Here is a 15,950-nt window from a genome sequence, read left to right as displayed (position 1 = left end):
CGGCATGAACGACACCCCCGATGAACTGGAGCAGATCCATCACCGCGCCTATGCCGCGGTGGATGATGGCGCGCTGGAAGACGCCGCACGCGATTTCGGCACCCTGCTCCAGCATCACCCGGACAACCGCTACTACCACTACATGCAGGGGCTGGTGCACAAGTACCTGCTGGACTGGCCCACCTCGCTGCGGCACAACCTGCAGGCCATCGCCCTGAACGAGGAACACGGCCAGGCCGAGCATTGGAACGCGGCCATCGCCGCCACCGCGCTCGGCCGCTGGGACACCGTGCGTGAACTATGGACCGCCTGCGGCATCGCCCTGCCCGGCACCGAAGGCCCGATCGATGGCGACTTCGGCGTGGCCGTGGTTCGCCTGAACCCCTGGCAGGGTGGCGAGACCGTCTTCGTGCGCCGCGTTGATCCGGTGCGCGCACGCGTGCTCAACGTACCGCTGCCGGAAAGCGGCCACCGCTTCGGCGACATCGTGCTGCACGATGGTGCGTCGACCGGCAGCCGCTTCGACGGCGAGCGCGAGGTGCATGTGTTCAACCAGTTGGGCCGGCTGGTGCCGTCGTTGTTCCAGACCTTCGTGGTGTTCGTTCGCGCCGATGACCAGGACGACCTGGATGCGCTGCTGCGGGCGACCGTGCCCGGCATCGGCCACGCCGAGGACTGGACGCGCAGCATCCGCCACTACTGCCTGCGTTGCAGTTACGGTGCGCCGCATCAGCACGCCGCGCAGGAAGACGCCGCGTGGCAGGCCGAGCGCAACCTCGGCATCGCCGCGCAGAGCCGCAGGTCGGTGGAGAAGCTGCTCAGGGATTGGGCCGATGGCCATGCCGGGCGTCACGTCGACGCCATCGAAACACGCGAACGTGCGCCCCCGGCCCCGGTGGCCGGCAGCGCCTGGTGGCAGTCCCTCGAGGACGACGGGGAAGAAGACGACGCGGACGAGGAAGAATGAGTCAACCGGCGCAGCGCTGATCGCCGCGCCCGTTGCCACTCACGCGCCTGCGAACACCGGCTCCAGCAGTTCGAATGTGCCGGCATCGGCATCCATCGCCACCTTGCCGCCGACCGGCACGATGAACTGCTCGCGGATGTGGCCGATCATCGCACCGCGATAGGCCGGGATCTTCAGCGGCAGGATGTAGTCATCGAAGATCTGGTCCAGCGTCAGCGAGCCGTAACCGTCGCCCGGCGTGCAATCGGTGCATTCGCCGAAGATGAAGCCGGCGACCTTGTCCAGCGCGCCCATCAGCTTCAACGTGCTGAACATGCGGTCGATGCGGTAAGGCGCCTCTTCCACGTCCTCCAGGAACAGGATCTTGCCGGTGAAGTCCGGCAGGTACGGCGACCCGGCCAAGGCGGTCAGCACGGTGAGGTTGCCGCCGACCAACTCGCCCTGGGCCGTGCCACCGCGCAGGGTCAGCGTGCGGTTGCGGCGCGGCACCAGCTCGTCGTCGGCATCCACCACCGTGTTCTGGTAGTGCATCAGCTCGCGCTTGAAGAACAGGCGCTCGAACTGGTCGGCGTTGAAGCGGTTCCAGGTGCCCGAGCCGATCTGCCCATGGAACGTCACCAACCCGGTCCGGGCCTGGATGGCGCTGTGCAGGGCGGTGATGTCCGAGTACCCCAGCAGGATCTTGGGGTTGGCGCGGATGCGGTCGTAGTCCAGCAACGGCAGCAGCCGCGCGGCACCGGAGCCACCCCGTACGCAGACGATCGCCTTGACCTGCGTGTCGGCGAACATCGCGTTGAGGTCACCGGCGCGCTCGGCATCGGTACCGGCCAGGTGGCCATGGCGCGCGTCGTAGTGTGCGCCGGTCTTCACCTTCAGGCCGAACGCTTCCATCGCTTCGCGCGCCAGCTGCAGGCTCAATCGATCGCTGCTGGCCGAGGACGGGCTGACCAGCCCGACGGTATCGCCCTTGTTCAGGGCCGGCGGCAGCAGACGCCCACGCGGTGCTGCCATCGCGCCCTGCAGGCCGAGCAGCGGCAGCGTGGCTGCCAGGGCGGTACCACCGATGAAACGCCGTCTATCCATGTTGCTGCCTACAGTAAAAAGAAACGGTTCCCAATTGTGGACCCATGCGATCACCCTTGCCCTGCGTCCTTATCCAAGCGCTGCCTCAGGTCCTCCAGCGACCTGGCTCGCTGACGCAGTCTCGTCAATCTGGTCGCCGGGTGCTCTGCCCACATGATCTCCGCACCGTCATCAAGGGGTTCGTAGATTGGAAGCAACTCGGTAACCCCCTCAAAGAGCCATTGCACTGGGATACCTTGATCGCCGCCTTTGTAGGGTGATGTCGCCTCCATACCAACCGCAATCACCTTCTCGTATGCGATTGCAAAGCTATCGGCCTTCACGATGATGGTGTTCTCCCAGACCGTGAATTCCGCATCAGGATCGTCGTTCTCAGACGCATCCAACTCAACGAAGCGCAACTGATACGAACCGACGTACCACCCCACCGGGGACACGTCCTTTGAATACTCAGCCATGCCCAGCCCGCCCACCTCATCAAGATGTTGGCGAAGAATAGCAGCCGATTCCGCCCCCACGGGACCACATATCCGTGCTGGCGACTTCGGCTCGGCAGCACGGGCTTCGTGCCGAGCATGGCTCGGCACTACCCGCTTCGATTACATGTTGCGGCGGTACTCGCCACCCACGTCGTACAGGGCATGGCTGATCTGCCCCAGGCTGTGGGTCTTGACCGCCTCGATCAGCGCTTCGAACACATTGCGGCGATCACGCGCGGTCTTCTGCAGATACGCCAAGCCATGGCCGTCATGCACATCGCTTTCTTCAGCCGCCACGCCTTCAACCTCATGCGAATGCGAGGTCTCGCCGGCCGGAGCCAGCGCGTTGCGGTTGCGCTGCCAGTTGTGCACGTTCTCGATCTGCTGGCCCTTCTCTTCCTCGGTCGAGCGGATCAGCTCGATCTCGGTGGCCACCTCGCCGGCATGCTCCTTGGGCAGGAACATGTTGACGCCGACCAGCGGCAGGCTGCCGTCGTGCTTCTTGTGCTCGTAGTACAGCGACTCTTCCTGGATCTTGCCGCGCTGGTACATGGTGTCCATCGCGCCCAGCACGCCACCGCGCTCGCTGATCGCCTCGAACTCCTTGTACACGGCCTCCTCGACGATGTCGGTCAGCTTGTCGACGATGAAACTGCCCTGCCACGGGTTCTCGCAGAAGTTCAGCCCCAGCTCCTTGTTGATGATCATCTGGATCGCCACCGCGCGGCGCACGCTCTCCTCGGTCGGCGTGGTGATCGCCTCGTCGTAGGCGTTGGTGTGCAGGCTGTTGCAGTTGTCGAACAGCGCATACAGCGCCTGCAGCGTGGTGCGGATGTCGTTGAACTGGATCTCCTGCGCGTGCAGCGAGCGGCCGGAGGTCTGGATGTGGTACTTCATCATCTGGCTGCGCTCGTTGGCGCCATAACGCTCGCGCATCGCCCGCGCCCAGATGCGGCGCGCCACGCGGCCGATCACGGTGTACTCCGGGTCCATGCCGTTGGAGAAGAAGAACGACAGGTTGGGCGCGAAGTCATCGATCTTCATGCCACGCGCCAGGTAGTACTCGACGATGGTGAAACCGTTGGACAAGGTGAAGGCCAACTGGCTGATCGGGTTCGCGCCGGCTTCGGCGATGTGATAGCCGGAAATCGACACCGAGTAGAAGTTGCGCACCTTGTGGTCGACGAAGTACTGCTGGATGTCGCCCATCATCCGCAACGCGAACTCGGTGGAGAAGATGCAGGTGTTCTGTGCCTGGTCTTCCTTGAGGATATCCGCCTGCACGGTGCCGCGCACCGTGGACAACGTCTCGGCCTTGATGCGCGCGTAGGTGTCGGCATCGACCAGCTGGTCACCGGTGACACCCAGCAGCGCCAGGCCCAGGCCGTTGTTGGTCGGCGGCAGCTCGCCGTGGTACTGCGGTCGGGTGCGGCCTTCGAAGATCCTCGCGATTTTCGCCTCGGCCGCGGCCCAGCGCGCGGCATCTTCCTGCAGATACTTCTCGACCTGCTGGTCGATGGCGGTGTTCATGAACATCGCCAGGATCATCGGCGCCGGGCCGTTGATGGTCATCGACACCGAGGTGGTCGGCGCGCACAGGTCGAAGCCGGAGTACAGCTTCTTCATGTCGTCCAGCGTGGGGATGTTGACGCCGGAGTTGCCGATCTTGCCGTAGATGTCCGGGCGCGGCGCCGGGTCCTCGCCATACAGCGTCACGCTGTCGAAGGCGGTGGACAGGCGCGCGGCTGGCTGGCCGACGCTGAGGTAATGGAAGCGGCGGTTGGTGCGCTCGGGCGTGCCTTCGCCGGCGAACATGCGGATCGGGTCCTCGCCGGTGCGGCGGTACGGATACACGCCGCCGGTGTACGGGTACGAGCCCGGCAGGTTCTCCTTCTGCAGGAACACCAGCAGCTCGCCCCAGCTGCGGTAGGTGGGCGCGGCGATCTTGGGAATCTGCTGGTGGCTGAGCGACTCGCGGTAGTTCTCCACGCGGATGGTCTTGCCACGCACCTGGTATTCGTTGACCGGCTCAGTGATCGACTTCAGGCGTGCGGGCCACTCGCGCAACAGGCGCAGCGCGTCCGAATCGAGCGACTGCACTGCGTCGTTGTAGCGCTGGCGCAGGGTGCGGATGCTGTTGTCGGCGCCCGCCTCGGTCAGTGCATCGGCCGGGTACAGGTCGAGCGCGCCCGGCAGCGTCGCATCACCCAGTTCCTTCAGCGCCTGCCACAGGCTCTGCGCACGCTCGGCCACCTCGGCCTGCGAGTCGATGCGGGCGTTGATGCCACGGCCCTGCTCGGCGATCTCGGCCAGGTAACGCACGCGGCTGCCCGGGATCAGCACGGTGGCGCGCGGCTCCTTGAGCGTCGTATCGATGCGCGGCTGCAGCCCAGCGTCGGCCTTGACCTTCTCGCGCAGCAGGCGGCACAGGTTGGCGAACATCCAGCTGATGCCCGGGTCGTTGAACTGGCTGGCGATGGTCGGGTAGACCGGCACGTCCTCGTCCTTCATCGTGAAGGCGGTGCGGTTGCGCTTCCACTGCTTGCGCACGTCGCGCAGCGCATCCTCGGCGCCGCGCTTGTCGAACTTGTTGAGCACCACCAGCTCGGCGTAGTCGAGCATGTCGATCTTTTCCAGCTGGCTCGGCGCGCCGAAATCGCTGGTCATCACGTACATCGGGAAGTCGACCAGGTCCACGATCTCCGAATCGCTCTGGCCGATGCCGGCGGTCTCGACGATCACCAGGTCGAACTGCAGCGACTTCAGGAAGCCGATGCAATCGCGCAGCACGGTGTTGATCGCCGCGTGCTGGCGGCGGGTGGCCATCGAGCGCATGTACACGCGCTTGGAGCGCAGCGAGTTCATGCGGATGCGGTCGCCCAGCAGCGCGCCACCGGTGCGGCGGCGGGTCGGGTCCACCGAGATCACCGCGATGCGCATCTGCGGGAAGCTGGCCAGGAAGCGGTTGAGCAATTCGTCGGTCACCGAGGACTTGCCGGCGCCGCCGGTGCCGGTGATGCCCACCACCGGCGTCCTGCCGGAGGCCAGCTGCCACTGCTTGCGCAGGTGCGCCAGCTCCGCCTCGGAATGGTCGCCGTCCTCCAGCTGCGACAGCACCCGACCGATGCCGATCTCGTCCTCGATCGCCGGGGCGGTGTCGCCGGACTCCGCAGCGCGGGCGTCGCGCGCCTTGCCCGCGCGCGCCACCACGTCCTCGATCATCTCCACCAGCCCCATCTTCATGCCGTCATTGGGGTGGTAGATGCGCTCCACGCCGTAGGCCTGCAGCTCGCGGATCTCCTCGGGGGTGATGGTGCCGCCGCCACCGCCGAACACCTTGATATGGCCGGCCCCACGCTCCCTGAGCATGTCGACCATGTACTTGAAGTACTCCACGTGGCCGCCCTGGTAGGAGGACAGCGCGATCGCGTCGGCGTCCTCCTGCAGCGCCGCCCGCACCACGTCCTCGACGCTGCGGTTGTGGCCCAGGTGGATGACCTCCGCGCCCTGCGCCTGGATCAGGCGGCGCATGATGTTGATCGCCGCGTCGTGGCCATCGAACAGGCTGGCGGCGGTGACGAAGCGCAGCGGGGTGGACTCCGGCTGGACTTGCGGGAGCTGGGAGGCGGGAGTACTCATGGGCCGTGCAACATCCGGTTTCTGTTGAAACCGATGATAGAACCGCGCGCGCGGCAGGTCAGGTTGCAGCGCAGCGTGACCTTTTCGCCGTTTGCGCTATCGGGTGATGACGACGCGCCCTGTCTGGGCAAAGCCAAGCGCCCAGTCAGGTACTACCGTCCTGAACATTCCCCTACCGGGAATGGATTAGAATGGCGGCCCGCGACCCCCGTCCTGCACACGAGGAAGTCGCATTTTTTGTTTTCCGGCCTGCTGTTTGCCTGCAGGATCACTGACGTTGTGGCAACAAACGCCATCGGAGCTTCCATGCTTTTCGAAACCCTCGAGACTTCCGGCCATGAACAGGTCGTGTTCTGCCAGAACCGCGAAGCCGGCCTGAAGGCAATCATCGCCATCCACAACACCACGCTGGGCCCTGCCTTGGGCGGCGTGCGCATGCGCCCCTACGCCAATACCGACGACGCCCTGCGCGACGTGCTGCGGCTCAGCCGGACCATGACCTACAAGAACGCGCTGGCCGGGCTGAACGTCGGCGGCGGCAAGGCGGTGATCATCGGCGACCCGCGCACCGACAAGAGCGAGGTGCTGTTCCGCGCCTTCGGCCGCCAGGTCGAGGCCCTGGGCGGGCGCTACATCACCGCCGAGGACGTCGGCACCGACGTCAACGACATGGAGAACATCTACCTGGAGACCGGCTACGTCACCGGCGTCCACCAGGTCCATGGCGGCTCCGGCGATCCGGCCCCGTTCACCGCCTATGGCGCCCTGCAGGCACTGATGGCCTCGGTCAAGCGCCAGTTCGGGCACGAGGAGATCGGCAAGCTCGGCATCGCCGTGCAGGGCCTGGGCCATATCGGCATGGAGCTGGTGAAGCTGCTGCGCGAGCGCGGCGCCAAGCTGTACGTGACCGACCTGGACCCGGTGCTGGTGCAGCGCGCGGTCAGCGAGTACGGCTGCGAGGCGGTCAAGCCCGACGCCATCTACGATGTCGCCGCCGACGTGCTGGCGCCCTGCGCGATGGAAGGCGCGATCGACATGGCCACGCTGGACCGGCTCAAGGTCAAGGTCATCTGCGGCACCGCCAACAACCAGCTGGCCAGCCATGCGGTGGGCGACGAGCTGTACAAGCGCGGCGTGCTGTGGGCCCCGGATTACGCGGTCAACGCCGGCGGCGTGATGAATGTGTCGCTGGAGATCGACGGCTACAACCGCGAACGCGCGATGCGCCTGATCCGCAGCATCTACCACAACCTCGGCAGGATCTTCGACCAGTCCGAGCGCGAGGATGTCTCCCCGCAGCGCGCGGCCGACCGCATCGCCGAAGCCCGGCTGGAAGCCATCGGCAAGCTGAAGATGCCGATGGGCCGTTCCACCCCGCGGATGAACCGCCTGCGCGGCGAGTAAACCGGACGCGGATGAGGGCCGCCGTCACCCGCGCGCCCTCACTTCCGCCCCCGATTCCTCAGAATTCCCGGGCAAGCCGCAGCGACACCTGGCGGTTTTCAGCACGCGGCCCAAACCGCTGGTCATAGCCCAGCGACAACCGCGCCTGCGTACTCATCCATGCCTCAAGCGACACCCCGAACAGGCCGCCCGAACGCCACGGCTGCACGCCATCCAACGGTGCCCAGGCATCGATGCCGACGAAACGGGCATCCAGGGCCAGGCCGCTCTGCTGCAGGGCCTGCTGCCATTCGGCGTACCCGTTGAGGGCAACGCGTTTCCAGCGGTAGCTTCCGCGCATGCCTGCCAAGGCCTGCAGGCGGCGGCTGCTCCAGGCCTCGCTGCGCAGGCCGAAGCCCTGGCCGCCCTGCTCATGGAAAGCGTCGTTGTCGATGCGCGCGTACTCCACGCCGAGGTAGGGCATCCATTGCCTAGCCGCCGTCCCGAAGCGGTAGCCACTCTCGATGCTGCCGCTCAGGAACCGGCCGCCGTACCGCGACTGCACGCCAGCGCGCTCACTGCCCAGCAACAGGCCCCGGTCCAGCTCCCGCTGGAACCGGCCGAACCCGGCCTGGCCCAGCAGATAGGCCTGCCCGAACCCCCAGCCGGCATACACCTGCGATTGTGTCTGGCGGTCACGGCTCCGCTCCAGTGACGTGCCGCCGGCATCGTTGGCGCGTGTCTGGCCGAAGGCGAAGCCCAGTACCCCGTTGCAGGCGATGGCGACATCACTGCCCATCATCCAGCCACCGACGTTGTAGTCGCTGCCCAGGTACCCGCCCTGCCCTCCGCCGCCCAGCGCGCGCATCCAGGTCCCGTCAGCTGCCGGGGCTGCGCCCTTGCCGGCGAACTGGCTGGACAGCGCACGCCGCTGCATGTCGATGCTGTCGAAGGTCATTGTCGTTGCAGCGGCATGGGCACGTCCGGACAGGCTCTCCAGGCTCCGCTCCAACCCCGCGAAACCGCCATCCACCCGCTGCAACGCTGCTGCCGCCGTCGCGAACGGGGATGCCTGCGCCGTCGCGTCGGCATCCAGCAGTTCGAACGCCTGCTCCACGCGCTGTGCGGACGATCGCGCCGCGTTCCCTGCTCCGGCTGCCGCTGCAGCACGGGTCACGCTGACCCGGTCCAGCACCAGCCAGGCGTGGTTGGCGTCATATCCGTAATGGCTTTCCAGCAGGCTAAGGCCCGTGTTGCCGGTCACCGCCGGTGCCAGGGTGAATTCGCCGCTCACGCCCCCACCCGCCTGAACCAGGTCCTGGCGCTTGCCGTCCTGCGCCACATAACCACCGACCATCCCGTTGATCTGCACGCCGCCGGCCAGGGTCGCCGTGCCGGTGACCTGCAACGCCTGCGTGCCCAGCGCCACCATCAACAGGGCATTGGAGCGCTGCACGTAGTTGCCTTCGATCGTGCCCGTGCCGTCCCCGGCCAGCAGGATCACGCTGCCGCCGTTGTCCACGTTGCCCGTCACCCGGTTGTCACCGGACATGAACTGCAGCGCAGCGGCGGACGGAGTGGATTGCGCGGTGATGGTGACCGCTGAACGGATCGAGCCGCCATCGCGCAGGGCCAGCGTGCCACGCTCGATGCGGGTTGTGCCGACATAGCTGTTGGTGCCGGTCAGCACCAACGCACCGACGCCGGTCTTGACCAGCCCGCCAGCCCCACTGATCGGGTTGCGCCATGTCGAATTGAGCCCGGTCTGATCGACGTTGACGGTCACATCGCCCCAGTCGAACCTGCCCGGCCCCAGGACGGCCTTGCCGACGTTGAGCAAGCCGTAGCCGAACACCGCGTCGGGGCCCGGCGCGCCAAGGTCGGTGGCCGTACCCAGCAGGGTCTGTCGCACCAGGTCGTTGTTGAAGTACGGGAACGCCTCCCAGACCAGCGCGGCGGCACCGGACACCAACGGCGCCGCATACGAGGTGCCGCTGCCGTAGAAGTACTGCAGGTTGCCGGCGGTACTCTCATGGCCGACGAAGGCCGCCGTCCCCGGTGCCACCAGGCAGTAGCTCTTTGCCACGCCGCAGGCATTGGAATAGCTGGCCAGCTGAGTCGGCTTGGCGGTATCCAGCGCCGCCACCGCCAGCCACCCGCGTTCCAGGTCCGCTGCCGGCAGGCTTCCGTCCACACCGGCCTTGCTTGGCAATGCAGCGGTGTCGGACGGGTTGCCACGCGACTCGTTGCCGGTGGCGAACACCACCAGCCCGTCGTGGTCGACGACGAAGGGGCGGTACTCGGCGGCGATCGCGGCGGTCGCGCTGGCGCGGGTCCAGTACAGCCCGCCCCAGGAGTTGTTCATGATGCGCACGCCTGTATTGATCAGGTCCTGGTGCACCGATGCCATGCCCAGGGCCCCGGTGACTTCATTGCCCTGGCCGGAACCATCATCGCGGGGCCTCTCGTCGGCGATGATCCGCGCCGACACGATTTCCGCCCCTGGCGCCACGCCTCCAGGCAAGCTGCCGGCGGCCGCTCCCGCGGCCAGTTGCGCCACCGTGGTGCCGTGCCCCACCACGTCATCGACGGTCAGGTTGTTGGGCGGCGAATCCAGATAGGTGTAGTTGGCGACCACCCGCCCAGCCAGCGTCGGGTGATTGCGCATCACCCCCGAATCAACCACACCGATGCGCAGGCCCTTGCCGGTCAGGCCACGGGCCTGTGCGGCACGCGTGTTGGTCAAGGCCAGATGCGCATCGAACGCCGGCTGGGGCGTGGTCGGCGGATCGGGCGTGGGCGGCGGCGGGGTCGCCGGTGGCGGGCTGGACTTGCTGCCACCTCCACCGCCGCATGCCCCCAACGCCAGCACCAAGGCCACCGACAGCCCGTGGCGGATCGTCTTCGTCGTCATCGCCCTCTCCCGGCGCACGCAGCGCCTTACGATGCAATTGCCAATTCAGGTAATACCGGCAATCGGCCCGGTCATCCCCACCTTCTATACTGCAACGACAGTCCGTCCCCCTGATGGATGTGCCGATGGTCCAATGGGCCAGCCACCGGGGACGTTCGATAATTGCCGCAAGGTATAACCGAGATTGCCCATGTCCGACATCGTCATCGCCGCCGCCAAGCGCACCGCTATTGGCTCCTTCCTTGGCCAGTTCAACGGCGTCCCCACCCCGACCCTGGGTTCGGTCGCGATCAGCGCCGCCCTTGCCCAGTCCGGCGTTGCCGCTGGCGACGTTTCCGAAGTGATCATGGGCTGCGTGCTGCCCGCCAACCTGGGCCAGGCCCCGGCCCGCCAGGCCGCACTGGCCGCCGGCCTGCCGATCAGCACCGGCGCCACCACGCTCAACAAGGTCTGCGGTTCGGGCATGAAGGCCATCATGCTGGGCCATGACCTGATCAAGGCCGGCTCGGCCAGCATCGTGGTGGCCGGCGGCATGGAGTCCATGTCCAACGCCCCGCACATGCTGCCCAACTCGCGTACCGGCAACCGTTACGGCAACTTCCAGGCCGTGGACCACATGGCATGGGATGGCCTGACCAACCCGTACGACGGCCAGGCCATGGGCGTGTTCGCCGAAGCCACCGTCAGCAAGTTCGGCTTCACCCGCGAGGAGCAGGACGCCTACGCCATCGAGTCGGTCAAGCGCGCCCAGGCCGCCCAGGCCAACGGTGCCTTCAACGACGAGATCGTTGCGGTGAAGGTCGCCACCCGCAAGGGCGAGGTCGAGGTGGACCAGGACGAGCAGCCCGGCAAGTCGGACATCGCCAAGATCCCGACCCTGCGCCCGGCCTTCAAGAAGGACGGCAGCGTCACCGCCGCCAGCTCGTCCAGCATTTCCGACGGCGCCGCCGCGGTGGTCCTGCTGTCGGCCGACGATGCCGCCAAGCGTGGCGTGCAGCCGTTGGCCCGCATCGTGGCCCATGCCACCTTCTCGCAGGAGCCGGAATGGTTCACCACCGCCCCGCTCGGCGCGATCGGCAAGGTGCTGGAAAAGGCCGGCTGGAGCGTGGCCGACGTGGACCTGTTCGAGATCAATGAAGCCTTCGCCGTCGTGGCCATGGCGCCGATCCGCGAAATGGGCATTCCGCACGGCAAGGTCAACGTCAATGGCGGTGCCTGCGCACTGGGCCACCCGATCGGCGCCTCGGGCGCGCGCCTGGTGGTTACGCTGGTAAATGCCTTGCGCACGCGCGGCCTCAAGCGCGGTGTCGCATCGTTGTGCATCGGCGGCGGCGAAGCAACCGCAATTGCCATCGAATTGATCTGATTGGAATTTCTCAGATTTTCTCAAACCTGAATGCGTACCCGCTTGACACCCCAAATGGGCTTGTCATCATGTTCCCGGCGCGCAATGGCGCGTTGCCAAATTTCACGACGAGGATTCACAAATGAGCATCAACAAGCTGCTGATCGCGATGACCCTGGGTCTGGCCCTGGCTGCCTGCTCGAAGCAGGAACAGGCTGCTGACGCTGCCGCCGACGCCAACCAGGCTGCCACCGAAGCCCAGGCTGCTGCTGACCAGGCTGCCACCGCTGGCGCCGCCACCGCTGACGCCGCTCAGGCTGCTGCCGACACCGCCGCCACCGCTGCTGACGCCGCTGGCGACGCTGCCCAGGCTGCTGCTGGCGCCGCCACCGACGCCGCTGCCGGCGCCGCTGCCGACGCTGCCGACGCCGCCAAGGACGTCGCTGCTGAAGCCAAGGACGCTGCTGAAGAAGCCAAGAAGTAATAACTTCTGCTTCCACGCTTGTCTTGAAAAGCCGCTGGTTCGCCAGCGGCTTTTTTTATTGCCGGCGTCCGGCGCGTTGACAAGATCTGAATACGTGTCGCCCTAGATTGTGGCCGGGTTCCCGCAAGGAGAGACACGATGAAGCTGCTCACCCCGCTGCTGGCCACCAGCTTGGTACTGGCCCTGGCTGCCTGCAACAACCCCGATGCCGAGCAGGCCAAGCGTGATGCCGCCGCCGCTGCCGACAATGCCGCCGCCGCGGCACGCAACGCGGCGGATTCGGCTGCCGATGCAACCCGCGATGCCGCGCACGAAGCCGCCCAGGCCACCCGCGATGCCGCCGCCGAATCACAGCAGGCGCTGGACAAGGCCGCCGATGCCACCGCCCAGGCTGCCCGCGACGCTGGCAGTGCCGCCAGGGAAGCCGCCGCCGATGCCGACGCTGCAGCCAAGCAGGCCGCCGCCGACGCCAGCGCGGCAACCGCCAACGCCGCGCAGAAGGCCGCCGACCATGCGCATGACGTCGCCCAGGACGCGCGCGCCAAGGCCGACGAAGCCAAGCATTGACCTGAACCGCCACGCGGCCGCCTGAGCGCGGCTGCGTGGCGTTCTTCCCGCAGGCCCGAAGCCTTGCCGCCGAAGCAGCCCCATGCGGCGGCTTCGCCGCAGCGGCAACGGCGAACGGTTCAGGCCGGCAACGCGCGCGCTAGGATCCCTGCGAAGGGCAGGTCGGCGGGCAGTTGCCCGTAGACGCCGCCACTGCGCGCAACCCGCGACTGCACGAACGCCTCCGCCAGCGGGCTGCCGGCTTTCCGCAGCACCGCGGCCTGCAGCAGCACCGCCAACCGTGCCACCAGCGAGCGCGCGTCGGCCTCGGCCACCTCGCCGGCGGCCAGTTGCACGCGCAGCGCCTCCAGCGCAGCGTCATACGCCCCGCCCGGCCCTTCGGCCTGCTGCAGTTCGTCCAGCAACGCCTGCAGTGCGCGCGGCTCGCGCGCCAATGCACGCAGCACGTCCAGGCACTGCACGTTGCCACTGCCTTCCCAGATCGAGTTCAACGGTGCCTGCCGGTACAACCGCGGCAACATCGACTCCTCGACATAGCCCGCGCCGCCCAGGCATTCCTGGGCCTCATTGACGAACGCGGGAACGCGCTTGCAGACCCAGAACTTGCCGATCGCGGTGGCGATGCGCGCGAACGCGGCCTCGGCCGGCTGGGTCGGGGCGGCGTCCACCGCGCGTGCCACCCGCATCGCCAATGACGTGGCCGCTTCCGATTCGATGGCCAGGTCCGCCAGCACGTTGGCCATCAGCGCGTGTTCGACCAGCCGCTTGCCGAACGTGCGCCGGTGCCGGGCATGGTGCAGTGCCTGTGCCAGCGCCATGCGCATCTCCGCCGCCGCACCGAGCATGCAATCCAGGCGGGTGAGCATGACCATCTCGATGATGGTGGCCACGCCCCGCCCTTCCTCGCCCACCCGCCGCGCCCACGCCCCGCAGAACTCCACCTCGCTGGAGGCGTTGGCCCAATCACCCAGCTTGTCCTTCAGCCGCATCAGGTGGAAGGCATTGCGACGGCCGCACGGCAGCCGTCGCGGCATCAGTAGGCAGGTCAGGCCACCGGGGGCCTGCGCCAGCACCAGCCAGCCATCGGACATCGGGGCCGAGAAGAACCACTTGTGGCCGACCAGGCTGTATTCCTCGTCGGCGGCCAGTGGCGTGGCCGTGGTGGTATTGCCGCGCACGTCCGAACCGCCCTGCTTTTCGGTCATGCCCATGCCCAGCGTGATGCCGACCTTGTCGCCGATCGGCAGGTCGCGCGGGTCGTAGAAGGGCGCGGCGGCCTTGTCGGCCCAGTCGGCCAGCGCCGGCTCCTGCCGCAGCACCGGCACTGCGGCATGGGTCATGGTCAACGGGCAACTGGTCCCGGCCTCGGCCTGGTGGTGCAGGTAGCTCAGCGCCGCCCGCGCCACATGCCCGCCCGGACGCGGGCGGTGCCACGACAGGCCAGCGACGCCGTGGGTTTTGGCGGTGGCCATCAGTTGGTGGTACGCCGGATGGAAATCCACCGTATCGATGCGATGCCCCTGCGCATCGTGGGTGCGCAGCTGCGGGCGCTGGCGGTTGGCCTCGAAACCGGCGCGGTACAGGTCACCACCGGCCAGCGTGCCGTAGTGGCGCAGTTCGGCGCTGAAGAACGCCGCGCCCTCGCGCACCACCGCCTGCTGCAGGGCCAGGTCGTCCTGCCACAGGTCCCGCTCGCCGAAGGGCGGCACCTGGTTGTCGACGACGTGGGTTTCGAACGGTGGCGGCTGCGATGACATGGCGTCGGCTCCCGGGGTCTGACACCCGATTCTGCCGCATGCCCGCCAAGGGCGTGCTAACGGCCGTGGTGTTCCTGCAACGCGGCGATGAAGGCCTCCTCCAGCGGCAACCTGCCAAACATGCCGTGCTGGGTGCCGCTGAGCACGCGCAGCATGTGTCCGCGGCCACCCGGCATGCGCCCCATCGGCTTGAACAACAGGTCGCGTGCGCGCGCCACCCAGTCGCGGTCGGACTGGAACACCGGCGTCAGCCAGCGGCTCCAGAACTGGTACATGCCCACGTGCGCCTTGCGCTGCGCCTGGTAGCGGGCCAGCGCCACATCGACATCGTCCTCGGCGCGCAGCACGTCGCGCAGCGCCAGCGCATCCAGCAGCGCCATGTTCACGCCCTGGCCGAGCTGCGGGCTCATCGAATGGGCCGCGTCGCCGGCCAGCACCAGCCGCCCCCGGTACCAGCGGTCCATCACCGCGTCGCGGTAGCTGGCCCGCGCCAGCTGGGACTGCACGGTGACACCGTGCAGACGCGCGCGTGCTTCGGGCCACAGTTGCGCGATCTCTTCCAGCCACGGCGCCAGCCCGGCCTGCTCCCAGGCCGCGAAGCCATCACGCGGCAGGCTCCAGAAGAAGCTCAGGCGCGGCGTGTCGTCGCCCGGGCGGGTCCCCACCGGCAGCAGCCCGATCATCTTGCGCGCGGCCACGTAGCGCTGCCGCAGTTCGTCGGCGAATGCCCAGTCATCGGCCGGCAACAGGCACCACAGGGCGCCCCACGGATAGACGCGGTCCAGCCGCGTACCCTGCACCTGCGCACGCAGGCCCGACGCCGAACCGTCGGTGGCAATCACCAGGTCGAACGGGCCATGCCAGTGGCCGTGCTGGTCCTGCACGCGCCGGGTACTGTCATCGATGGCGGTGATGCGGCTGTCCACGTGCAGCGCCGCGGATGCATCCCAGGCCTGGTCCAGCAGCGCGAACAGGGCGCCGCGCTGCATGCCCACGCCGTACAGGCGCCGGTCCAGCCCGGCATAGGTCATGTCCATCACCGCCCGCCCGCACGGCGTCTCGCCATACAGGCGGCGCACCACTGCCCCATGCGCGAACACCTGCGGCAGCAGTTGCATCTGCCACAGCACCTGCAGGCCGGTCGGCTGCAGCAGGAAGCCCGCGCCCACCGGCCCCGGCCGCGGCACCTGCTCGAACACCTGCACCCGGTGCCCATCCCGGCTCAGCAGCACCGCCAGCGACTGGCCGGCCGTGCCGTAACCGACGATGGCGATATCCAACGACTTGCGCATTCCCAGTTCTCCCTGGCCCGGCCACGGCCACTAAAAAAAA

At 67.5% G+C, this 15,950-nt stretch carries 11 protein-coding genes; 5 read left to right on the top strand and 6 right to left on the bottom strand.

Going from position 1 to position 15,950, the window contains the following annotated elements; translation table 11 throughout:
- Window positions 1–4: 4 nt before the first annotated feature.
- Window positions 5–967: a tetratricopeptide repeat protein gene (locus tag ACIPR8_RS04310; protein WP_446540247.1), complete on the top strand. Its 963-nt coding sequence runs from the start codon at window positions 5–7 to the stop codon at window positions 965–967.
- Window positions 968–1,006: 39 nt separating this feature from the next.
- Here ACIPR8_RS04310 and ACIPR8_RS04305 read toward each other — a convergent pair whose 3' ends face one another.
- From ACIPR8_RS04305 to ACIPR8_RS04295, 3 genes are all read right to left on the bottom strand, one after another.
- Complete coding sequence (locus ACIPR8_RS04305; protein WP_132865168.1) at window positions 1,007–2,050, bottom strand: S66 peptidase family protein; 1,044 nt, start codon at window positions 2,048–2,050, stop codon at window positions 1,007–1,009.
- A 50-nt stretch (window positions 2,051–2,100) separates the two neighbouring features.
- On the bottom strand, window positions 2,101–2,568 hold the full coding sequence (locus tag ACIPR8_RS04300; protein WP_446540246.1) for a DUF4288 domain-containing protein: 468 nt from the start codon (window positions 2,566–2,568) through the stop codon (window positions 2,101–2,103).
- An 81-nt stretch (window positions 2,569–2,649) separates the two neighbouring features.
- Window positions 2,650–6,168, bottom strand: coding sequence for a methylmalonyl-CoA mutase family protein (locus ACIPR8_RS04295; RefSeq protein ID WP_446540245.1), 3,519 nt, complete (start codon window positions 6,166–6,168; stop codon window positions 2,650–2,652).
- Between the two features lie 306 nt (window positions 6,169–6,474).
- Between ACIPR8_RS04295 and ACIPR8_RS04290 the strand changes: the two genes are divergently transcribed.
- Window positions 6,475–7,572 carry a Glu/Leu/Phe/Val family dehydrogenase gene (locus ACIPR8_RS04290; RefSeq protein ID WP_132865170.1) on the top strand — a complete coding sequence of 366 codons (1,098 nt, stop codon included), beginning with the start codon at window positions 6,475–6,477 and terminating at the stop codon, window positions 7,570–7,572.
- A gap of 58 nt (window positions 7,573–7,630) precedes the next feature.
- On the opposite strand, the gene ACIPR8_RS04285 is transcribed toward ACIPR8_RS04290, so the two are convergent.
- Window positions 7,631–10,465, bottom strand: a complete 2,835-nt coding sequence (locus ACIPR8_RS04285; protein ID WP_446540244.1) for a S8 family serine peptidase — start codon at window positions 10,463–10,465, stop codon at window positions 7,631–7,633.
- A 190-nt stretch (window positions 10,466–10,655) separates the two neighbouring features.
- Here ACIPR8_RS04285 and ACIPR8_RS04280 point away from each other — a divergent pair, with 190 nt between their 5' ends.
- The 3 genes from ACIPR8_RS04280 to ACIPR8_RS04270 all read left to right on the top strand — a co-directional run bounded on the left by ACIPR8_RS04280 (window position 10,656) and on the right by ACIPR8_RS04270 (window position 12,861).
- Window positions 10,656–11,831, top strand: a complete 1,176-nt coding sequence (locus ACIPR8_RS04280; protein ID WP_313251546.1) for a thiolase family protein — start codon at window positions 10,656–10,658, stop codon at window positions 11,829–11,831.
- A gap of 121 nt (window positions 11,832–11,952) precedes the next feature.
- A complete protein-coding gene (locus tag ACIPR8_RS04275) occupies window positions 11,953–12,294 on the top strand; it encodes a hypothetical protein (protein ID WP_132865173.1) in 342 nt (113 codons plus the stop codon).
- Window positions 12,295–12,432: 138 nt separating this feature from the next.
- A complete protein-coding gene (locus ACIPR8_RS04270) occupies window positions 12,433–12,861 on the top strand; it encodes a hypothetical protein (RefSeq protein ID WP_446540243.1) in 429 nt (142 codons plus the stop codon).
- Between the two features lie 119 nt (window positions 12,862–12,980).
- Here ACIPR8_RS04270 and ACIPR8_RS04265 read toward each other — a convergent pair whose 3' ends face one another.
- Complete coding sequence (locus ACIPR8_RS04265; RefSeq protein ID WP_446540242.1) at window positions 12,981–14,618, bottom strand: acyl-CoA dehydrogenase family protein; 1,638 nt, start codon at window positions 14,616–14,618, stop codon at window positions 12,981–12,983.
- 56 nt (window positions 14,619–14,674) lie between these two features.
- Complete coding sequence (locus tag ACIPR8_RS04260) at window positions 14,675–15,910, bottom strand: FAD-dependent oxidoreductase (protein ID WP_446540241.1); 1,236 nt, start codon at window positions 15,908–15,910, stop codon at window positions 14,675–14,677.
- Window positions 15,911–15,950: the final 40 nt, after the last annotated feature.

Source organism: Stenotrophomonas sp. LARHCG68, assembly GCF_052871705.1.
This window is presented reverse-complemented; position numbering and strand designations above follow the sequence as displayed.